At 59.1% G+C, this 20,465-nt stretch carries 15 protein-coding genes and 1 riboswitch; of the genes, 5 read left to right on the top strand and 10 right to left on the bottom strand.

All coding sequences use genetic code 11. The features are described 5' to 3' along the window. Positions 1-40: 40 nt before the first annotated feature. The 5 genes from HX792_RS28455 to HX792_RS28435 are packed head-to-tail and all read right to left on the bottom strand — an operon-like array spanning position 41 to position 4,064. On the bottom strand, positions 41-676 hold the full coding sequence (locus HX792_RS28455; RefSeq protein ID WP_176999201.1) for an urea amidolyase associated protein UAAP2: 636 nt from the start codon (positions 674-676) through the stop codon (positions 41-43). 9 nt (positions 677-685) lie between these two features. Next, a complete protein-coding gene (locus HX792_RS28450; RefSeq protein WP_176999200.1) occupies positions 686-1,411 on the bottom strand; it encodes an urea amidolyase associated protein UAAP1 in 726 nt (241 codons plus the stop codon). After that, on the bottom strand, positions 1,408-2,172 hold the full coding sequence (locus HX792_RS28445) for an ABC transporter ATP-binding protein (RefSeq protein ID WP_176999199.1): 765 nt from the start codon (positions 2,170-2,172) through the stop codon (positions 1,408-1,410). Before HX792_RS28445 ends, HX792_RS28450 begins: the two co-directional genes overlap by 4 nt. Further along, complete coding sequence (locus tag HX792_RS28440) at positions 2,169-2,984, bottom strand: ABC transporter permease (protein ID WP_176999198.1); 816 nt, start codon at positions 2,982-2,984, stop codon at positions 2,169-2,171. Before HX792_RS28440 ends, HX792_RS28445 begins: the two co-directional genes overlap by 4 nt. 12 nt (positions 2,985-2,996) lie before the next feature. Then, on the bottom strand, positions 2,997-4,064 hold the full coding sequence (locus tag HX792_RS28435; RefSeq protein ID WP_176999197.1) for a putative urea ABC transporter substrate-binding protein: 1,068 nt from the start codon (positions 4,062-4,064) through the stop codon (positions 2,997-2,999). Between the two features lie 60 nt (positions 4,065-4,124). Further along, positions 4,125-4,226, bottom strand: a riboswitch (guanidine-I (ykkC/yxkD leader). Positions 4,227-4,539: 313 nt separating this feature from the next. Between HX792_RS28435 and HX792_RS28430 the strand changes: the two genes are divergently transcribed. Next, on the top strand, positions 4,540-4,902 hold the full coding sequence (locus HX792_RS28430; protein ID WP_176999196.1) for a hypothetical protein: 363 nt from the start codon (positions 4,540-4,542) through the stop codon (positions 4,900-4,902). Here HX792_RS28430 and HX792_RS28425 read toward each other — a convergent pair. Continuing rightward, entirely contained in the window at positions 4,899-6,011 is a 1,113-nt protein-coding gene (locus tag HX792_RS28425) for an enoyl-CoA hydratase/isomerase family protein (RefSeq protein WP_176999195.1), read from the bottom strand. The two genes, HX792_RS28430 and HX792_RS28425, sit on opposite strands and share 4 nt — an antisense overlap. 136 nt (positions 6,012-6,147) lie before the next feature. On the opposite strand from HX792_RS28425, the gene ung reads away from it, so the two are divergent. The 4 genes from ung to HX792_RS28405 all read left to right on the top strand — a co-directional run bounded on the left by ung (position 6,148) and on the right by HX792_RS28405 (position 13,796). Continuing rightward, the gene (gene ung / locus HX792_RS28420; RefSeq protein WP_176999194.1) at positions 6,148-6,840 is read left to right on the top strand and encodes a uracil-DNA glycosylase; all 693 of its coding nucleotides are present in this window, start codon (positions 6,148-6,150) and stop codon (positions 6,838-6,840) included. A 170-nt stretch (positions 6,841-7,010) separates the two neighbouring features. Next, the gene (locus HX792_RS28415) at positions 7,011-9,014 is read left to right on the top strand and encodes a hypothetical protein (RefSeq protein WP_176999193.1); all 2,004 of its coding nucleotides are present in this window, start codon (positions 7,011-7,013) and stop codon (positions 9,012-9,014) included. A 199-nt stretch (positions 9,015-9,213) separates the two neighbouring features. Continuing rightward, positions 9,214-11,286 carry a hypothetical protein gene (locus HX792_RS28410; protein WP_176999192.1) on the top strand — a complete coding sequence of 691 codons (2,073 nt, stop codon included), beginning with the start codon at positions 9,214-9,216 and terminating at the stop codon, positions 11,284-11,286. A gap of 251 nt (positions 11,287-11,537) precedes the next feature. Next, entirely contained in the window at positions 11,538-13,796 is a 2,259-nt protein-coding gene (locus HX792_RS28405) for an autotransporter outer membrane beta-barrel domain-containing protein (protein WP_176999191.1), read from the top strand. A 75-nt stretch (positions 13,797-13,871) separates the two neighbouring features. Here HX792_RS28405 and HX792_RS28400 read toward each other — a convergent pair whose 3' ends face one another. The 4 genes from HX792_RS28400 to HX792_RS28385 form a co-directional block, all read right to left on the bottom strand. Further along, entirely contained in the window at positions 13,872-17,207 is a 3,336-nt protein-coding gene (locus HX792_RS28400; protein WP_176999190.1) for a hypothetical protein, read from the bottom strand. A 163-nt stretch (positions 17,208-17,370) separates the two neighbouring features. Next, positions 17,371-18,399, bottom strand: a complete 1,029-nt coding sequence (locus HX792_RS28395; protein WP_176999189.1) for an AbrB family transcriptional regulator — start codon at positions 18,397-18,399, stop codon at positions 17,371-17,373. Next, positions 18,392-19,906 carry a tripartite tricarboxylate transporter permease gene (locus HX792_RS28390; protein WP_176999188.1) on the bottom strand — a complete coding sequence of 505 codons (1,515 nt, stop codon included), beginning with the start codon at positions 19,904-19,906 and terminating at the stop codon, positions 18,392-18,394. Before HX792_RS28390 ends, HX792_RS28395 begins: the two co-directional genes overlap by 8 nt. 1 nt (position 19,907) lies before the next feature. Further along, the gene (locus HX792_RS28385) at positions 19,908-20,366 is read right to left on the bottom strand and encodes a tripartite tricarboxylate transporter TctB family protein (RefSeq protein ID WP_176999187.1); all 459 of its coding nucleotides are present in this window, start codon (positions 20,364-20,366) and stop codon (positions 19,908-19,910) included. Between the last annotated feature and the right edge of the window lie 99 nt (positions 20,367-20,465).

Here is a 20,465-nt window from a genome sequence, read left to right as displayed (position 1 = left end):
CGGGCCTGGCACAGGGTGAACAGCCATTGGCGCAGTTGCTTTAATCTCTGTTCCATACCAGCAGCTCCGCAGGGGTGGGGTTGTACGCATTGCACGGGTTGTTCAGTTGCGGGCAGTTGGAGATCAGCACGATCACGTCCATTTCCGCACGCAGGTCGACGTACTTGCCGGGGGCGGAAATCCCGTCTTCGAAGGTCAGCCCGCCGTCGGCCGTCACCGGCACATTCATGAAGAAATTGATGTTCGGCCCGATGTCGCCTTTACCCAGCCGGCCGTCGTGGGCACAGGCGCGCAGGTAGTTGTCGCGGCAGCTGTGCATGTAGCGTTTTTCCAGGGCGTAGCGCACGGTGTTGCTCTCCTGGGCGCAGGCGCCGCCGAGGGTGTCGTGGCGCCCGCAGGTGTCGTCGACGATGGTCAGCATCGGCTGGCCGAGGTTGGAATACAGCACGCTGCCGGTGCCCAGGTACACGCTGTTCTGCCGACGCAACGTGCGTTGCACGTCGTAGCGTTCGCGCGGGTTCTTGACGCTGTAGAACAGCGTGTCGACGGCCTGGTTGCCTTCCAGGTCGAGGATGCGCAGGGTCTGCCCGGCCTTGACCTCCATCAGCCAGGGTTCACCGGCGGGAATGGTGGCGCGGTACACGGCCGCATCCGGTTGTTTCAGTGCGATAGACATGGCAGCTCCTCAGGCGAACAGACGGTCGGTGTTGATAAAGCCGCGCTCGTTTTCCGGGCGCGAGGTGCGGCAGTGTTCGGCGACACTGGGGTCAGCGTTCATCCAACTGAGTTTCAGCGGTTGGGGCGCGTAGTCGGGGTTGGGGTCCATCGGGTGTTGCAGGGCGGTGAGCACCACCAGGGTGTCCATCGGCGCATAGAGTTCGATGCAGTCGCCGGCCTTGGAATTACCCGGCACGAAATGCAAACCGCCCTCGCTGTCCACGTTGACGCGACTGAACAGGTTGAGGGTCATCAGCAGGTCGGACAGCCCCAGGCCCCATTTGCCCAGCTCCACCAGCAGGTTGTCGGTGCCGTTGCGAAAGAAGCCGTTGCGCAGTTCCTGATAGCGGCCCTTGCCGTACTTTTCGGCGACTTCGGCGGCGCACAGCACGCCGCCAATGCTGTCACTCCAGCCGCAGGTGTCGGCGGTAATGGCAGCCAGTACGCGGCCCATGTCCGAGTACAGGCAGTGGCCCGCGGTGAGCTTGGCGGTGTGTTGGCATTTGAGGCTGTCGGGCAGGTTCAGGCGCTCGGTTTTTTCGTTGGCGTTGAGCAACGTCAGGCTGACGTTGGCGCCACCGCGCAGGTCGGTAAGGCGCAACAGTTGGCCGCGCTTGAGCACGAAGGAACGGTGGCCGCCACCGGGGAGCATTTCCTCGGCGAAGGGGGTGAACAGGTGGGTGGATTCGGTCATTTGGAAGTCGCTCCAAGTTCAGCGGCGAGCGCATTGCGGCGGTCGCTGTTCAAAGGGATGTCGTAGGTGATGCGGGCGCCATAGGCGCCGGGGGCGTGCGGGTCGACGCGGACCTTGTCGAATACCAGCAGGCGGGTGCCCAGGCTGAAACCTTCGCTGAGGTCGTGGGTGACCATGAACACGGTCAGTCGGGTTTCGCGCCACAGTTCCAACAGCAGTTGGTGCATGTCTTTGCGAATGCCCGGGTCGAGGGCGCCGAAGGGTTCATCCAGCAGCAAGACGCGGGGTTTCATGATCAGTGCCTGTGCGATTGCCAGGCGCTGTTGCATGCCGCCGGAGAGTTGCGCCGGGTACTTGTCGAACGCATGGCCGAGGCCGACTTTTTGCAGCAGGATGGCGGCCTGTTCGCGGGCGTCTTTCTTGGCCTTGCCCAATAGCCGCCCGAGGACGCGTGAGCGCGGCAGTTCAAGGCCCAGGACAACGTTGTCGAGTACGCTCAAGTGCGGGAACACCGAGTAGCGCTGGAACACCACGCCACGGCTGGCGTCCGGTTCGGCGGCAAGGGTGTTGCCGTCGAGCAGGATCTGGCCCTTGCTCGCGGTTTCCTGGCCCAGCAGCAGGCGCAGGAAGGTGGACTTGCCACACCCGGAGGTGCCGACCAAGGTGCAGAACTCGCCTTCGTTGACGTGCAGGTTGAGCCCTTCGAGCACCACCTGGTCGCCATAGCGCTGCCACACATTGTTGACGCTGATAAAGCTCATGAGCGCGCTCCTTCGTACCAGGGGAACGCACGTCGGGTCAGGGCCTTGAGGCCCCAGTCCATCACCCAGGCGAGCAGGGTGATCCACACCACGTAGGGCAAGATCACGTCCATCGCCAGGTAGCGGCGCACCAGGAAGATCCGGTAGCCCAAACCGTCGGTGGAAGCGATGGCCTCGGCCGCAATCAGGAACAACCACGCCGAGCCCAGCATCAGCCGCAGCGAGATCAGCAGGCGTGGCAGCAGTTGTGGCAAGACCACGCGCAGCATCAGGGTCCAGGTGGAGGCACCGAGTGTCTGCGCTTTCACCAGCAGCTCGACGGGAATTTCCCGTGCACGTTGTTCCAGGTCGCGGGCCAGCGCCGGGGTGATGCCGATCACGATCAGCATCACTTTGGACAACTCCCCCAGCCCGAACACGATGAATAGAATCGGCAGGATCGCCAGCGGCGGCACCATCGACAGCACCGTCAGCAACGGTGACAGCGGCGCGCCGAACAGCGGCAAGGTGCCGGCCGCGATGCCCAGGCACAGGCCAGCGAGGGCGCTGATGCCCAGGCCAATGCCCAGGCGGCGCAGGCTTGACGCGCTGTCTTGCCACAGCACGTATTCACCGGTGCGCGCGTCGGCACTGAATGCCAGGCGTTTTATGGCGTCGCCCATTTGCACGGCGCTGGGCAGCAGCTTGTCGTTGGGGTTGTCCGCCAGTCGCTCGGCCGAGCCCACGAAGTAGGCGAACAGCAGCAGGGCGAACGGCAGCAGCACCAACAACAGGCGGCTGGAGCGTTCCGGGTGACGGTTGATCAGGCGCATGGCCGGGTCCTCTTACAGCGTGCCGTCGGCGGCCATCTGCACGTAGCGGGGGTCGAAATGCAGCTTGAGGTTGGCGGTGTCGCCGCTGGTCACGCCGTTGGCAAAGCTCATGCCCACGGCGCTGGTGTCCTTGGCGCCTTCGCCGAGCAGGCCGTGCTCAAACGAGAACTCGGCGACCTTGCGCATGGTGGCCGGCAGTTGCGCGCTGGTGGCAAACGCCAGGGCTTCCTTGGGCGTGGCGAACAGCTTGGTGGTGTCCAGTTGTGCCTGGAACCCTTTGAGGTCGGTGCCGGAGGCCTTGGCCATATGTTCGAGGGCTTCGGTGCTGGCGGCGCCCTTGGCGTTCATCAGCGCGACGGTTTCAAACCAGGCGCCGGTGAGGGCCTTGCCCAGGGCCGGGTTGTCCTTCAGGACCTGGGTGTTGACCACCATCATGTCCATGATTTCGCCAGGCACTTTGCTGGAGTCGAACACCTGGGTGACACCGGGCTTGGCCTTGATCTCGGAGAGCATCGGGTTCCAGGTGGTCACGGCTTGCACCTGATCGGTATTGAAGGCGGCGGCAATGTCGGCGTCGGAGGTGTTGACCACCTTCAGGTCTTTTTCCGTGAGGTCAGCCGACTCCAGGGCGCGGGCCAGCAGGTAGTGGGACACGGAGAGCTCCACCAGGTTGACGTTCATGCCCTTGAGGTCGGCCACGGTCTTGCCGGTGCCCTTGATCACCACGCCATCGTTGCCGTTGGAAAAGTCACTGACTACCAGCGCGGTGCTGTCCACACCGCCTGCGGCGGGAATGGTCAGCGCATCCATGTTGGTCATGGTGCAGCCGTCGAACTGGCCGGCGGTGTACTGGTTGATGGACTCGACATAGTCATTGAGCTGCACCATGTCGATCTTGATGCCGTACTTCTTGGCCCACTTGTCGAGGATGCCCTGGCTGCCGGCATACTCCCACGGCATCCAACCGGCGTAGATGGTCCAGCACACGCTGAAGTGGTCTTTGGCGGCGGCTTGGGTTTGGACACTCAGCACGGCGGCAAACGCGGCGGCGAGCAAGGCGGGTAAACGCAGTGAGGGCATGGGGCTTCTCCAGTTGATCAAGGGCGAGCAGGAGCAACGCGGCACCGTGAACGGTGACTTGTCTCCCGGGCTTTTATCCCGCCGTGTAACCTCAACTGGAGGTCGCCAACTCTCGGACCAGCCACTCGCTTTTGGCGAGCCGGAACCCTAGTCGGCCATTGCAAATTGTGGTGCCGCGAACCTGTTTTCAATCCTGCACGCCAGAGGCAAAGCGAGAGTCGTGCCAAGTGGCAGGCGCGCCTGTAGATCGCGGGTTTGCGCGATACACGAGAACAGGCAGGGCAGGCTGGTGCGTTGTGCTGGTGCGCTGACGCACTGAGTTGAAGCATCCGTTTCGTCTGAAACAGATGTTTCAACCTGTGTCTGAAGCGCACCAGATTCGGTTTTTGATGTCAGATATTTCGTCATTCAGTGAAAGACGAATGCCGCCCTCCAGCGTCGCTGGAGGTGCTCTTCCGCGGTCCAGGAGGCCGCCATGTATCGACGATTGCTTCTCAGCGCTTTACTCGGTCTAACCCTTTCTGCCTGTGTGCCCTATTACGAGGGCGGGCAGAGCTATTACCGTTCCGAGGTCTACACCGCACCGGCGCCGGCGTATTACTACGGCGGCGGCACGGCGTATCAATACGGGCGCAGTTACTACCCGGCGCCGCGTTACTACGCGCCGCAACCGCGCTATTACTCGGCACCGCGCTACTACCAACCGGCACCGCGCTATTACCCTCGGCCCGATTACCGACCCTACCCGAACCAGGGCTGGGGCAACCGTTGGGGCAATGGCGGTGGTCACAACGGCGGCGGTGGGCATGGCGGCCATGGCGGGCATGGAGGCCGCTAAACGTCGGACAAGTCCGCCAGTGGGTGCCGGCCTTCCCAGGCTTTGTGGAAGTGCGCGTGCACCACGGCGTCGGGAATCGCGTTGATGTCCGGCCAATGCCAGTGAGGTTTCTGGTCTTTATCGATCAAGCGTGCCCGCACGCCCTCGGCGAATTCCGGATGGCGGCAGCAATTGAGGCTCAAGGTGTATTCCATCTGGAACACCTGGGATAACGACAGGTGACGGGCGCGCTGGATCTGTTCCCACACCAGGTGCGCGGTCAGCGGGCAGCCCTCGCTCAAGGTGGTGCCGGCACGCTTGAACAGTGGGTCGGCGTGATCTCGCAGCAGGCTCAAGGCTCGCCAAGCGCAGCGCACATCGCCCACGTCCAGCCATTCGTCGATCTGTGCCCGGCGCGGTAGCCACTGGGCTTCGGGTTGCTGGCCGACCGCTTCCTGGGCCAGGGCCTTGAGCAGGCTGTTGATCTGCATCGCGGTCTGTTCCTGCCAGTTCAGTTGCAGCAAGCCTTCGATCAGTTCGTCTTGCTGGTCATCGCGCAGGAAGCGGTCGGCCAGGCCCAGGTCCAAGGCATCACGGCCATTGATATGGGCGCCGGTCAGGCCGAGGAACAGACCGAGCTTGCCGGGCAGGCGTGACAGAAACCAGCTGGCGCCCACGTCCGGGTACAGGCCGATGCTGATCTCCGGCATCGCCAGGCGGCTGGTCGGCGTGACGATGCGCACCGCCGCACTCTGCAACAAGCCCATGCCACCGCCCAACACGTAGCCGTGGCCCCAGCAGATCACGGGCTTGGGGTAGGTGTGCAAGCGGTAGTCGAGGCGGTACTCCGCAGCAAAGAACTGTGCGGCCAACGCCGGCACTTCACTAGGCTGTTCACGGCAGGCCAGGGCCAGGCTGCGCACTTCGCCACCGGCGCAAAACGCCTTGGCGCCATTGCCGCGCAACAGCACACAGACAATGTTGGGGTCTTTGGCCCAGGCGTCCAGGCGTTCGCCCAGCGCCAGGATCATCGGCAGGGACAAGGCATTCAGGGATTTTTCAGCGTCCAGGCTGGCGATGCCCAGGCGGGCACCGTCGCTGCCGCTCAGCTCTTCGAAGTGCAGGTTCATCATGACCTCATTCGGGGGAGTGAAGGTTCAGTATGCTCGCATCCCAGGAAAGTGCCGCAGGTGTGTCAGATCAATTGACAAGCGGGGGCGGCTTTCCTAGGGTTCGCCTCATTCTTTTTTACAAGACCATTCAAACATGACCGACGGCGACCGTATCAAACTCGAACCCAGCTGGAAGCACGCCCTGCGTGATGAGTTCGAAAAGCCCTACATGGCCGAGCTGCGCGAGTTCCTGCGCCTGGAGCACGCGGCCGGCAAAGAGATCTACCCGCCGGGCCCGCTGATTTTCAATGCGCTCAATTCCACGCCGCTGGACAAGGTCAAGGTGGTGATCCTCGGCCAGGACCCGTACCACGGCCCCGGCCAGGCCCACGGCCTGTGCTTCTCGGTGCAACCGGGCGTGCCGACGCCGCCGTCACTGGTCAACATCTACAAAGAACTCAAGCGCGACCTGAACATCGACATCCCCAATCACGGTTGCCTGCAGAGCTGGGCTGACCAGGGCGTGCTGTTGCTCAACACCACCATGACCGTCGAGCGCGCCAACGCCAATGCCCACGCAGGCAAGGGCTGGCAGTTCTTTACCGATCGCATTATCGAGGTGGTCAGCGAGCACCAACCCCACCTGGTGTTCCTGCTGTGGGGCGCCCATGCCCAGGGCAAGCAGAAACTGGTCGATGCCACCAAGCACCTGGTGCTGACTTCGGTGCACCCGTCGCCGTTGTCGGCGTATCGCGGGTTTCTGGGATGCGGGCATTTCAGCCGCACCAACAAGTTTCTTGAGCAAAATGGCGAGACGCCGATTGAGTGGTGTTTGCCGCCGCTTTAAGCACGCGTGGGTACAACGCAAGCAAGCGTTGCACCGTAGGCACCTGTGAGTTCTGACAGTATTCAACCTGTCGATTTACGTTTTAACTGTTCTCCTGACCGTAGGCGGAGGGTTCGCACCAGCGCAGTAGCCCATGGTCGCCACATCATGGGTTGCGTTGGGAGAATGAGATGACTGACTCGAAGGTGCGCCAACAGAAAAAAACCGTCGCCCAAAAGGCCCGTCCCAACAAAAGAAAAAAGAGCTCTCCTGTTGAGCCTGCCGCACCATCGCCCGGGGTGGTGGGCCCACTACCGGAAGACAGCCTTCCACTGTTATGGGACGAAGCCGCACACAAAATCCCCCTGTCAGTTCGGGGCCAGCCTTTCAAAGTCACCATTCCAAGCGTGTGGACGCCCAATAACGCAGCCACAAACGTGCGCACCAACATTGAATACTTCTGGAAGGGCGACCACGTGTGGACCGAGGAGATCCTCGGCCCCTATGATCCCGCCGTCTTGTTCCCGTACACCAAAGCGCTGCCGGCATGGTTGCTGGATACGCCCGGTGTCAGCCAGATGTATTACAAGATCAGTGGGGTATTGTTGCCGACGGGCGAGTCGGAGCGAACGCTGATTGATGTCGACGATCTTGCCCCCAACCAGGATAACCCGGGTGCCGAACTTATATTCGGCCCCGACACACTTGACGGCGTGAGTGATGCCGAGCTCACCGCCGACGCAGGTATCCCCTGTGAAGTTCCACGTTACCTGGTCATGCGCACCGAAGACGTGGTCATGGTGTTCTTTGGGACCATCCCCAATATCGACTATGTCGGCAGTTTTACGGTTGAACGGCGTCACATTGAAGACGGTGACCCACTGCTGTACCTGATTCCCGAGGCAGTTGTTCGCACCAGTGGTGGTGGTGAAAGGTGGGCGTCCTATCGGTTGATGGACCGTGTCGGCAACATCGGACCTTTTTCCGATCCGGTCAAACTCGATATCAACCTGGTTTCCTTGCCCGATTTGCTCCGGCCTTTGGTGCCTCGGGCAGAAACCGATGGCCTGATTGACCTGGATGATATCCGCCAAGGCGTGAGTGTCTCCCTGCAGGAGGTGATAGGGGCGGAGGAGGGCGATACCCTGACTCTGCGCTGGAACACCCATATTCTGGCGACGATTACCGTAGGTGCGACGCAGATCTGGCCCATTTCCGTGGACGTCACGTGGCCGATATTCCTGGTTGGCGGGTTTGACGCTCGATACCCGGTAAGGGTGTGGTACGCGTTTGCGCGGGGTTCGCTCACCAAGAACTCACCGGACACCTTCATTGAAGTCGATGCTACGGTGGCAGGTGATCCCCCGGTCAGCCCCGATCCGATCAACCCCGCGTTGCCGATTGTAACGGTCAAAGGGGTCACCGCGGATAACGTGGTCACTCCTGCAGACTCACCCGGCCCTGTTTTGGTTGAGGTGCCTTTGTTCTTCAATCCGCAGGTGGGGGAAAACCTGCGTCTGTTCTGGGGCAATGACGCCACATTTGCCGATATAAAAGTGGTCGACCCCGGAGATGTCGCCGGGCAGACCGTGCAGCTGTATGTGCCGTGGGCCTTGATCGTCGCGGGGGGTGGGCTGGTAGAGGTTTATTACTGGACCTATAACGGCGTCAATTATCAACGAAGCCGTGCCACCCAGGTTCGTGTTGAGTTGGATACCTTGACGGGGCTGGCAGCGGCAAGCTTGCTGAACAATCACCCGTCTAAAATGATCGCGTGCGATACCGTCCCTCAGCCCTATGAGGCGGTCATCCTGGGGATTCCCTGGAGCACGACTCACTTTGAAGTCGGCGATAGGGTCAGGTTGTTCTGGAGCAGTCACCGCACGACCAATGGAGGGGGGGCGCCTATTGCGGGGTCTCAGGTCTGGTTTGAACTGGAACTGACGGACGCCCACAGGACTGCTGGAGTGGCAGAGGTCTACATAGAACCCTTCGACCCGTTGATCACAGTGCCTGGGCTGATTCCAACCAATGGTTCCGGGTTGTTTTACTACCGTCTCTACAAAATGTCGGGCCCAACCGGCAAGTCAGCTGCCAATTTCGCACGGATTGATCTGATTCGGCCCGGTGGAACGACATGCCTCGCGCCTCCTGCAGGTAAGCCGTCGAAACCCGGCAAAGCAAAAACCCAGTAGAAAACAGGTTGAATGTCAGGGGGGGCCTTAGGCCCCCTTGTTGTTTTGATTCAAGCGGGCACTGGCAGGGTTTGATCACATTAAATCAATCGTGCATGTCCTTATTGTCGTCAGCGATGTGCGTAGGGGCGCGACGATAAAACAACGACGACGCAGAAGTGGATAACACGCAAAACTGTCAATGTTGACAGGTGTGCGAATGTTTTTTGGGGCGCTTAATACAAGTGGCTACCTGTCTGTTTTTGAAGCGGGCACGTTATCTAAACTTCCGGAGTCAACCAAGATGGCAAGTTTAAAGAAACCCAAAAATATCAAGGAACCCAAAGCGCCCAAGAAAGCCAAGAAAAAAGCCAAAGCTTCCGGTCGCTCGGTTTTGACAGAGCCTCGATCCACGCGAAGAGCCCCCCGTGCAGGTTTACTTGTTCCCATAGACGTGGTGAATGCACTGCCAGATGTGCCCGGTGGCCAGCCTGGTTTGATGAGTATCGAGACGCTTTATCTGGAGGGTTTGATGATTGAGATCCCCAGATGGTCCCCAGGGGGAGGCGGCCCGTTTGCGAGCTACGGTCTGGAAATCAGGATCAATAATTCGCTCGTGGGGCCCCGTGAGGACCTTGGCCCCAACCTGAATGCCCCCGAGCTGGTATGGCCTCGTCCTTACACGTTCAATCAAGCGCAATTGGGTGATCATGGTCTCAAAAACCTGACCTACGAAGTGTTTCATGGTACGACGTCTGATAGTTCGAGTGGGCCCGCGGTCGTTACGGTTGACCGATACGACACGCACGCCAGGATCCGGCCGGCCAGAGCAACGCTTCCGGCTTGGGTGGTCAATGGCAAAGTGACGGTGGAGTTGCTCAACGTTCCGACCAACATTTTCACCGTCACCTGCAGCCCTCGGTTTGATCCTCAGGTAGGGGACCGACTCAGTATTTTCTGGCATTACACGGATCCGACGCCGATTGCCACAGTCACCGGTTTGCCCGTCAATAATTTACCGGTGAGCGTTACCTTGGACAAGGCGGACATATTGGCCATGGGATCAGACGTCTACCAACTGGCGTATATCTACTACGACCGCGCCGGTAATGAAACGACCTTCCCCCCGTATTTGACGGAGATAACGCTTACACTTGAACCCAGTCCTTCAAACCTGCAACCGCCTGTCGTGCCCGAAGCGCCGCTGGATCGGGAAGATGCTCAGTTGAATCGCGCCTATGTTCGAATCACGGGCTACGACAACGTTGAAATTGGCCAACAAATCGTTGTCAATTTTAACGGGCGAATGATCTATGCACCGGTTAACAACTTAACGTTCCCTAAAGACATTCCAATACCGTGGGCCGATTTGGCGTCTGGAGGTGAGGGTGCCCCTTATTCTGCCACCGTCTTTTACTCGATTATTGCAAACGGTACTGCCTCCCCGACTTCCACCTCGATCAGCGTTCCCGTGGATCTGACTGCTCCGGGCCTGACACCAGATCCGGGTGGCCCCGGTCCGGTCAATCCTAATCTTGGGCTGCTCACAATCACCTCGGCTGGCGGTTTGACCAACGAGATCGGCCCGGGCGATACAGGTAATGCCACGGCCACTTTTGCGGTCTATACCGGCGCTGTGGCAGGTGACCGAATCCAGATTTACTGGAACGGCTCTCCGGCGCTTTTACCACCCTACACCGTTACGCTGGCGGATGAGACGGCTTCACAATTCAGTATCCCGGTTCCTGCGTCAGTCATTGCCCTGGTGGGTAACGGAGTCCACGATGTTTATTACAGCCTCAACAATGGAACCAACAACAATTTCATTGATTCCCTGCCAACCCCAGTCGATGTAAAAGCGTTCGTGATTGGAGATTTGGAACTGCTGCAATATCCAGATGCGCAGGGGACTGGGGCTGACGACGATCCGTTCTTCATTAACTGTGATGATGGCATTACGTCAGGCATCAAAACCAAAATCATCAGCCCGGGCAAATTGAAAGCTGGCGATCAAGTGACCCTGGTATGGGTGATCTATGGGCCTGATGACTTCTTCTCGTCAGTCGTGGTGCTCGAACATGAGTTCCCTCCGGTGACCGTCACGTTGGATCACTTTGCCGGACACCCTGGCGAAATATTCACGGTGCCCTACGCCACTTACATCTCCCCCGTCACACAGGGGCGTGTCGAGGCTTATTACAAAGTACTCACGCTGGGGGGGACTCCGGGAGAGTCCGACCCTAGTGCCTTGTACGTCAGTCGGTATCAGCTGGGCGGAGGCGTTTGCGGTTAAAGCGCTGTTTCAAATGCATTGAGTGACGCCCATTAACCCTTGGGGGCAAGCCCCAAGGGTTATCGATGCTGGCTTGAGGGTTCACCTCAAAATTTCGCCCACTCACCATTAAGGAAAGTCCTACAGGGTCGTTGATTCGGCCTACATGAAGTTCCCCTTCGGGTACGTAACCTCGGCGCCTCTGAAAGCCTGAGTCGATGAGTCCTGTAATCGATTGGCTTGTTCAGTCATCCGACTAGAGGTTCTACCCTATGAATACCCAAGTACTCTTCAAGCGCTCGCGCTTGTCTACCGCGATCAAAATCCTGGCGATTGCACCTTTTTCACTGGCGGCAACTCACGTGTCTGCCGTAGACCTGGGCGCAGGTCAGCAACTCGTCATTGATGCCGAGAGCCCGTTTGATCGCTACACCCTGAAAGACGGTGCCAAGCTGACTTCCAACGGTGGTTCGATTCTCAGCGTGCTGTCGCAGAATTCGATCTTTGAAATGAATGGCGGCCAAGTGGTTGCGGGCTCCGAAGACGGCGTTCGGTTGTTCGGCAGCCAGGCAGCCATTCGCGACGCTCACATTTCCAGTGCAAGCGGCATGGGGCTGGTCGTGGGCGAGCAGGATGGTGTGGGCAGTCACGCGGTGGTGTCCAACAGCCTGATTGAAGGGGCCACCTATGGCGTCAACCTGGGGCGGGAAAGCACGCTGCAGATGATGAACACCGATGTCGTCGGTGGAGAGTTCGGTGTGTTGGCGATCGACGGTAACCTGGCCGCCCAAGGCGGCAGTCTGACCGGCGGCACCAATGGTCTTTACGTCTATCGCAGCGGTGGAGAAACCGCACCCACCCGCTTTCACCTTGATGGCACCCGCGTCGTCGGTCAAACCGGTGCCGCCATTGTGGTGGATGGGCCGGGGACGGGAGTTACACCGATTACCCTCAGCAATGGCACCACACTGGAAGGTGGCAACGGCAACATGCTGGAACTGATCAACGGCGGCTCCGCTGACGTACTGGTCAACAACAGCAACCTGGTCGGCAACATCCAGGTCGGCAGCGGCAGTGCGCTGGACCTGAACCTGGATTTCGCCTCGATGACCGGCGACATCATCAACAACGGCGGCACTGCCAATGTGGGCCTGAACAACGGCGCGATCCTCACCGGCCGCCTGGAGAACGTCGACAAGTTGTCGGTCAACAGCGACGCCACCTGGGTGCTGGTCGATGGCCAGGATGAACTCAAGGAACTGTCGATGAATGGCGGTAACGTCAAGTTCGGCGACTCGGGCGCGTTCTACCAACTGGACGTGACCAATCTCAATGGCACGGGCGGCACCTTTATCATGAAGGCGGATTTCTCCACCTTGACGGGTGACTTCCTCAACGTGACAGGGACTTCGTCCGGCGCCCACCAGTTGCTGATCTCCAGCACCGGTGCCGACCCGATGTCCGATGACCGTTTGCATGTGGTCCACACCGCCGACGGCGGTGCCACATTCAGTCTGGTCGGTGATCGTGTTGATGTGGGTACCTATTCGTACGGCCTGGTCAGCGATAACCGTGACCAGGACTGGTACCTGGACCCGAACAACAAAGTGATCAGCCCGAGCACCAATTCGGTACTGGCGCTGTTCAACGCGGCACCAAGTGTGTTGTTGGGCGAAATGACCACCCTGCGTACCCGCATGGGTGAGTTGCGCTTCAACGATGGCAAATCCGCCGGGTTGTGGAGCCGTGCCTACGGCAACAAGTATGAAGTGTCCAACGACAAGACCGGTCTGGGTTACAACCAATCCCAACGCGGTTTCACCATCGGTGCCGATGCACCGCTGCAAGCCGGTGATGGCCAGTGGTTGATCGGTGCGATGGCCGGCCACAGTACTTCGGACCTGGACCTCAACCGTGGCAGCAAGGCTGAGATCAAAAGCTACTACGTGGGTGGTTATGCCACTTGGCTGGATGCCGAAAGCGGCTTCTACTTCGACGGCGTGCTCAAGCTCAACCGCTTGCACAGCGATTCTGACGTGGCGATGAGCGACGGCAAGAAAGCCAAGGGCAACTACACGCAAAACGCTGTGGGTGCTTCGGCAGAAGTGGGCCGTCACATCAAGTTGGACGATGGCTATTTCGTTGAGCCGTATGGACAAATCGCGGCAGTGATCACCCAGGCTCAGAGCTACACCCTGGACAACGGCCTGCAGGCTAAGGGCGATCGTTCGAGCACGGTGATCGGTGAAGTCGGCGTGACCGCTGGCCGCAACTTCCAACTGGAAAGTGGCAGTGTGTTGCAGCCGTACCTCAAGGCCGCAGTGGCCCATGAGTTCGACCAGAGCAACAAGGTGTTCGTCAATGACAACGCGTTCAATAACGACCTGTCGGGTTCACGCTTGAAGCTGGGCGCGGGCGTGGCGATGTCGGTGTCGCAGAACCTGAAGCTGCATGCGGATCTGGAGCGCAGTGTAGGGCAGAATATCAAGCAGCCGCTGGGGGTTAATGTGGGGGTGCGTTGGGAGTTTTGAGGTTGCTGGTTAACAAAACCGCATCCTAAGATGCGGTTTTTTTGCCTGTGAAAAAGGCTTTTGCTAAGGTCACCATTAAGTCCAGTTGATAGGGTAGTTATTCGAAGCGGTGAAAGGCTCCTCCTCTTCGTTTAGGTAATAATCTTTAAACATAATTACGGCTTGTGACGACTTGGCCGACCATGTAGTTTGATTTGCGTAGATTGTAAAGTTAAGGAATCCTCCTGATGGAGAACCTAAACTAACCGCTCTGCTTACGGGGAATGCACTGCAAGTTCCTTCAAATGCGATGACGGAGTACCTCACTGCGCTGCCTCCCGGAGGAACATAAACACCACCCAGGTTTTCATTTACGGCTCTTGTAATTGTTCCGGCAGCCAGGGGTTGCGTAATAGTGAATTGATGGGGCGCAGACACCGGATTATCTCCATATACACCTCGTGCGGTAATGCTATGACTTGTTCTGCTGAGTGAGCTTAGAGGGTGGGTTGATATACCATTGGCATCAGCCATTTTTTTACTTTTTAAAATGCCTCCATCGAGCACCTCAACTTCTTTGTTAGGTTCGGACTCTATAACCACGGTCACACTTGTCCAAGAGGTGTATCCAGAGAGCGAAATTGCTTTTTTGGGTGTGTTTATTTTCGTGACGCTTGGCGTGATAAATACGGGCGCACTGACGATGTAAGTGACTTCTTTCAACGCAATTGCCGCTGAAATATCTTGGGTGCCATCTAAAGATAAGTATCCCTTAATCGTCAATGTGCTTCCATCTTCAAGACTGTTGAGAAAACTCTGCGGAATTGGATTTGAGGTGTACCCCACCGTGTACTCAGAGGGGCTGACGACTGTGCCATCGCGCAGTGTTAAGTTGCCTGAGGTATTTTCAAGGAAAATAAACACTGCTTGTCCAGCTTTGAAAAATGGCCACTGCGTAACGCGCACATTGTTGGTGCCACTGGCAGTAATAACCCCCCCCACCGCTTCAGGTACGCTCACTAATTCAAGTGTTTGTTCCGACAGCGCATCCACGTTAACGGTCAGCTTAGGAGACTCAATAACGTTTCCGTTGCGCTGCACTTCAGCATGCGCGGTGAAGGGCTCACCCAAATAAGCTGCGACAAAGTCACTGCCGTAGGCAAACGTGATGTAGTCATGGCCTGCATCCGGAACGCCGGGTTTAGACGGGATAGAGGGCATTCCCAGACCTGGCTTGCCCTGCACCACCAGTGTCACAAGATCTGTAGGCTGCATCAGATATTTGACCCTGAATGTGACGATACGAGGCGAGGGCGTCCAGACGTTCAGCGGATTAAGTTGCGTGACGCAAGGTGACACAAAGGTGCTTTCGAGCAGGCTTGGGCAGTCGGTGATTTGCAGCATCGCGCCTACGTTGACGATCAACGGTAGAGATTTGAGCGGTGTGTCTGTAGGCAGTGTCCTGACTTCCCAGTGCAGTGTCATGGTGCCTTCTTTGTTCGCCAGCACAATCGCGCGCGCAATCGTGAAAGGCAGCGGTGAGTTAAACCAGGTGGACGTCACTTTCAACCACGCGGTGGTGATACTGCCACCTGGTTTGCTGCCAATGGCAACAACCCGGACCTCATCGTTCAGGGCGATGCTCGAATGTGGATGGACGAGTGCCTTCAGGTTGCCTTTGCTGACGAGTTCATCAAATACATGGTCAGGCGGTGGTGCTTCTGGCGAAGTAGGAGGCGGCAGTGTCACCGCAATGTCGCCCACCTGAACGACTACCGATTTCGACGGACGAGTGGTGTCGTCATTGACCACATAGTACGCCTTGAAAGATGAACCCTCCAGAGGGGCGAATACGCTGGAGTAGTCCAGAAAGTAGTCGAGGTCTCCCGTGCCTGCGATCTCAGTGTATTTCGCATACACAGGGGTGCCGTCCAGGGCCTTGCCTTCGATGATCAGGTCGACCTTGTCACTGGGGTCTTGTCCGAAGAAGGGCACGGTAATTTCCACTGGATCAGTATCTACCGGCAGGACACCGCCTACGAGCCCTTTGACCACGGGGGCTGGCCGGCTGTTGTCAACAGGCGTGCCGCGCATGCTGTAAACGACGGCATTGGAGGGCGTATTCGCCTCACCCACTCGCACGCGTTCGTAAGTAATCAACAAGCGGCCCCCCGCAAGTTTTTTGGCAAACTCCAATGGTAGGGGAACGTAAATTCGCAACGCGTTGGGCTGTGGTATGTCAGCGGTTTCGATATGCTTGAGAGGCTCACCTGTCGAGGTAAGCCCTAGATAGGTGACAAGTACTTGGTCGTTGAGGGCCCAGCCATAATTTCTGATTGATATTTCAGTGTTCAGGTCGCTCAATTGTGCATCAGTGTCAATGAAGTCTTCGTCTGAACCCCCGTCGTAATCGGATTCAAGCACATACGGTTCAGGCAACAACGGGCCGGTACCCCCGCCCACGTTGCTTTGTATAAGCCTTGGAATCGAAAAGCCGTGGGATTGATTGCCAGCCTTATCCCGCACGTACCATTCAAGAATGTTTACCCCGGGCGTCACCTGCAACCAAATGCCGTAGTTGATGGTAATAACGATGGGCGCGTTGCCGGAGGCCTCAAAACTGGTGACTGTGTGGGTGACGATCACCCCGCCAATACTGATGAAGATCACATCACCTTCTTTGCGGTGGTAGACCTGATCCACCAGCGGGTTCACCGGGTAATCATCAATGATCACCTTGATGCCGAGTTGAGCGGCCGCCTGGGTGATGATGCCGAAGGCTTCGATGGTGGGATCTTCGAAGCGGGGACGCGCCAGGTTTTCATTGATGGTGGGGGTACTGGCCTGTGGGTCTAGGCCCCCGGGCGCTTTGGTGTCCACCCAGACGTTCAAAAGGGTGGTCTCCTCGACGACACCGCTCAAGCGCCTGACGAAGCCTTGCAGTGTGTTGTTTGCCTGGTCGATAAACCGAACGGACTCAATGTTCAGCGTAATATCCTTGCCAAGGGCGGCGTCAGTCTCGGAGACGGTGTAGCTTTTGACCTCTAAACCATTGAGTTCAACCCAGACGAAGTCATTCTCAGCCTGCTCGAGCCAGGCGTAGAGGATGTAGATGACGCCGAGGGCGCTGACTGTCAGGGCGGCGTTATTGAGGGCTCCGTCGGTGCCGACGATGGGAGTGAGATTCGGAATATAGGGGTACAGCGCAGCGAAGGGCTGTCGGGATGACGGTGGCCTGTGAAAGCCTGGGGGGCAGCCTCCAGGATCAGGCCTGTCAGGTAGGCGCCCCCCAGGTTTTCTACCAGGTTTTCTGCGTTGCACTATGGGTACGCAGCCGCAGGGCACGGCTGGCGGCTGGGTTTGATCAGATGTCAAATCCGTCGATGTGCAGCTACAGGTGGTAGCTGGTAGGGAGTTTTGATCATGTGTCATGACGGGATACCTGTCTGAGTATTAATCAAGAGCACGACCCGTGATTCATCGTTGAATTGAGTCGAGGCCTTGATTCAGCGCTCCGCCTCACGGCCTGACCAGCTGTGAGAATTGACAGTTCAGACCAGCGGCCGTAGCTCGTTGCGAGCCACGCCCGTCCAGGTCAAGGTTGGCGGTTCCAGTGCCGGAACAACGGCTCCGCCAGAAACAACACAAACAACAAGCGCATCACCTGCATCGCCGTCACCAACGGCACCGACAGTTGCAGGGTTTCGGCGGTGAGGCTCATCTCGGCAATGCCGCCGGGCATCATGCCCAGGGTCAGCGAGCGCAAGTCCAAATGAGTCAGCGCACTCAACCCCACCGCCGCCAACGTCGCCAGTGCCATGGTCAGCGCGGTGCCGATCAAGGTGCGGCCCATGAACGAAGGCGCGCGGCGAAAGAACTGCCGGTTGAAGTGGCAACCCAGGCCGCTGCCGATCAACCATTGGCCGATCTGGCTGCCGCCATCGGGCAAGCCGATGTGCAGATCCCACACAACGCTGGCAGTCGCACTCACCAGTAAGGGCCCGAACAGCCACGGGTTCGGCTGGCGTAAACGTTGCCAACCCCAGGCCACCAGTGCGCCCATCGGAAACAATGCGAACAGCCAAGGCCAACTGACCGGCGCCGGATGAAACTGTGGCGTGCCGCCTTCAAGCAGGTACTTGAAGATCGCCGGCACACACAGCACCACCACCAACACCCGCAGACTCTGCCCCGCCGCGACACGGCTGAGCACCGCGCCGTTGCGTGCGCCGAGGTTGACCATCTCACCGGAACCGCCCGGCATGCTGGAGAAAAACGCCGTGGCGCGGTCTTCACCGCTGCGGCGCATCAACCACACGCCGACAATGCTCGACAGGCTGGTGACCAGTGCGCCGAAGAAGATCAGCCCGAAGTGGCTCATCACCTGCTCGATCACCACCGGGGTGAAGTGCAGGCCAATGCCGATGCCCACCACCCATTGGCCGCATTTGCGCCCGCCGGGAATCTCCGCCAACTGCCACGGCGTGAGGCAACGCACCAGAATGATCGCCAGCAACGAGCCGACCATGTACGGCAAAGGCCAGCCGACCAGGCTGGCCAGGTAACCGCCGGCCAGGCCGACCAGCGGTGTTCCCCACCAATGTTTAAAGGTGACCTCAGACATCGGCCAGGGCACGACGCTGCAGGGCACGTTTGCGGTAGATGCGCACCAGCGGGAAGGCCAGCATCAGCGCGGTCAGTACCCACACACCAAAGGTGATCGGGCTCGACCAGAGGATGTCCAGCGCTCCGTTGGAGATCGACAGCGCACGGCGCAGGTTCTGCTCCATCAGGCCGCCGAGGATAAAGCCCAGCAGCACCGGCGACAGCGGGAAGTCGAGCTTGCGCAGGATATAACCGAAGATGCCGATACCGACCATCAGGAACAGGTCGAAGGTGGTGGCGTGAACCGCGTACACACCGATCGCGGTGATGATGGCGATCACGGGTACCAGCGCCCAGTTCGGTACGGCGAGGATGCGGGTGAAGATGCGGATCATCGGGATGTTGAGGATCACCAGCATGATGTTGGCGATGAACAACGAGGCGATCAGGCCCCAGACGATGTCGGGTTGCTGTTGGAACAGCAGCGGGCCCGGGGTGATGTTGTACAGCGACAGGGCGCCGATCATCACCGCCGTGGTGCCCGAACCGGGTACGCCGAGGGTCAGCATCGGCACCAGGGCGCCGCAGGCAGAAGCACCAATGGCGGTTTCTGGGGCGGCGAGGCCGCGCATGTCGCCCTGGCCGAATTTGCCGCTGGCACCGGCCAGGCGTTTTTCGGTCATGTAGGCAACGGCCGAGGCCAGGGTGGCGCCGGCGCCGGGCAACACGCCCATGATGAAACCCAGCAGGCCGCAGCGGATGTTCACCACGAAGACCGCCGAGGCTTCCTTGAAGTTGAACAGCATGCGCCCGGTGGCTTTGACCGCTTCCTGGCCGCGGTGGGTTTTTTCCAGTAGCAGCAGAATTTCGCTGATGGAAAACAGGCCCAAGACCAGCACGACAAATTGAATGCCGTCGGTGAGGTGGATGTTATCGCCGGTAAAACGGTACACGCCGCTATTCGCGTCGATACCGACCGCCGACAGGAACAGGCCGATCAGCGCCGCCACGAAGGTCTTCAGCGGTTTGTCACCGGCCATGCCACCGAGGCAGACAATCGCGAACACCATCAGGACGAAATATTCCGCCGGGCCGAAGGCAATCGCCCATTTGGCCAGCAGCGGCGCAAACAGCACCATGCCGCAGGTGGCGATAAAGGCTCCGATGAACGAACTCCACGCCGACAACGACAGCGCCACACCGGCCAGGCCTTTGCGGGCCATCGGGTAGCCGTCGAGGGTGGTCATCACGGTGGAGGCTTCGCCCGGGATGTTCAACAGGATCGAGCTGATACGGCCGCCGTATTCGCAGCCCAGGTACACGGCTGCCAGCAGGATCAACGCCGACTCTGGCGGCAGGCCCAAGGCAAACGCGATGGGGATCAACAGCGCAACGCCGTTGATCGGGCCCAAACCCGGCAACAGGCCGACCACGGTGCCGATCAAGGTGCCGCACAGCGCGGTCACCAGGTTGTAGGGGGACAGTGCAACGCCGAAGCCCTGACCCAAATAGCTGAAAGTATCCATGTCAGTTCTCCAGAACGTCGAGCAGGCCGAGGGGCAGCGGTACATCCATGGCTTTGTCGAACAGCAGGTACAAGCCGATGGCCATCAACGTGACGATCACCACGCTCGGCAACCAGCGGCCACCGTACAGGCGGGCCATGGGGATGCCGATCAGCATGCTGCTGAGGATGAAACCCAGGGGTTCGAAGGTGCCGGCAAACACGATCAGCAGCGCCACGCAGATGCCGATCTTGATCAGGGTCTCGCGGTCCAGCGCCGGTTCGTCTTCGGTGTGCTTGGTGGGCTGTGGGCGAAACAGCATGTAGATCAGGCCCAGGCTCATCAGCCCAAGCATCAGCAGCGGGTAGGCGCGCGGCCCCACCGGCTCGTAGGAAAACGCGGCCTGATAAGGCCAAGCCATCAGCGCGAGACCGGCACAGACCAGCAGCATCACGCTGGCGAAAATGCGTTGTAAAAGCATAGGAAGCTCCTAGGCCGCTTTTGTGGGAGCGGGCTTGCCCGCGAAAAATCCAAGGACGCTGCGCGTGTCCAGGCAGCACGCGTCATCGTTGATGTCTTT

The organism is Pseudomonas sp. B6002, from assembly GCF_013385985.1.
Classification (GTDB): Bacteria; Pseudomonadota; Gammaproteobacteria; order Pseudomonadales; family Pseudomonadaceae; genus Aquipseudomonas.
Note: the sequence above shows the minus strand (reverse complement) of the source record. Positions and strands in the feature narration are given on the sequence as shown.

What these genes read in the sequence shown, in the direction of transcription:
- HX792_RS28455 (WP_176999201.1), bottom strand. Translation starts at nt 676, where the DNA reads ATGTCTATCGCACTGAAACAACCGGATGCGGCCGTGTACCGCGCCACC.
- HX792_RS28450 (WP_176999200.1), bottom strand. Translation starts at nt 1,411, where the DNA reads ATGACCGAATCCACCCACCTGTTCACCCCCTTCGCCGAGGAAATGCTC.
- HX792_RS28445 (WP_176999199.1), bottom strand. Translation starts at nt 2,172, where the DNA reads ATGAGCTTTATCAGCGTCAACAATGTGTGGCAGCGCTATGGCGACCAG.
- HX792_RS28440 (WP_176999198.1), bottom strand. Translation starts at nt 2,984, where the DNA reads ATGCGCCTGATCAACCGTCACCCGGAACGCTCCAGCCGCCTGTTGTTG.
- HX792_RS28435 (WP_176999197.1), bottom strand. Translation starts at nt 4,064, where the DNA reads ATGCCCTCACTGCGTTTACCCGCCTTGCTCGCCGCCGCGTTTGCCGCC.
- HX792_RS28430 (WP_176999196.1), top strand. Translation starts at nt 4,540, where the DNA reads ATGTATCGACGATTGCTTCTCAGCGCTTTACTCGGTCTAACCCTTTCT.
- HX792_RS28425 (WP_176999195.1), bottom strand. Translation starts at nt 6,011, where the DNA reads ATGAACCTGCACTTCGAAGAGCTGAGCGGCAGCGACGGTGCCCGCCTG.
- ung (WP_176999194.1), top strand. Translation starts at nt 6,148, where the DNA reads ATGACCGACGGCGACCGTATCAAACTCGAACCCAGCTGGAAGCACGCC.
- HX792_RS28415 (WP_176999193.1), top strand. Translation starts at nt 7,011, where the DNA reads ATGACTGACTCGAAGGTGCGCCAACAGAAAAAAACCGTCGCCCAAAAG.
- HX792_RS28410 (WP_176999192.1), top strand. Translation starts at nt 9,214, where the DNA reads ATGTTTTTTGGGGCGCTTAATACAAGTGGCTACCTGTCTGTTTTTGAA.
- HX792_RS28405 (WP_176999191.1), top strand. Translation starts at nt 11,538, where the DNA reads ATGAATACCCAAGTACTCTTCAAGCGCTCGCGCTTGTCTACCGCGATC.
- HX792_RS28400 (WP_176999190.1), bottom strand. Translation starts at nt 17,207, where the DNA reads ATGACACATGATCAAAACTCCCTACCAGCTACCACCTGTAGCTGCACA.
- HX792_RS28395 (WP_176999189.1), bottom strand. Translation starts at nt 18,399, where the DNA reads ATGTCTGAGGTCACCTTTAAACATTGGTGGGGAACACCGCTGGTCGGC.
- HX792_RS28390 (WP_176999188.1), bottom strand. Translation starts at nt 19,906, where the DNA reads ATGGATACTTTCAGCTATTTGGGTCAGGGCTTCGGCGTTGCACTGTCC.
- HX792_RS28385 (WP_176999187.1), bottom strand. Translation starts at nt 20,366, where the DNA reads ATGCTTTTACAACGCATTTTCGCCAGCGTGATGCTGCTGGTCTGTGCC.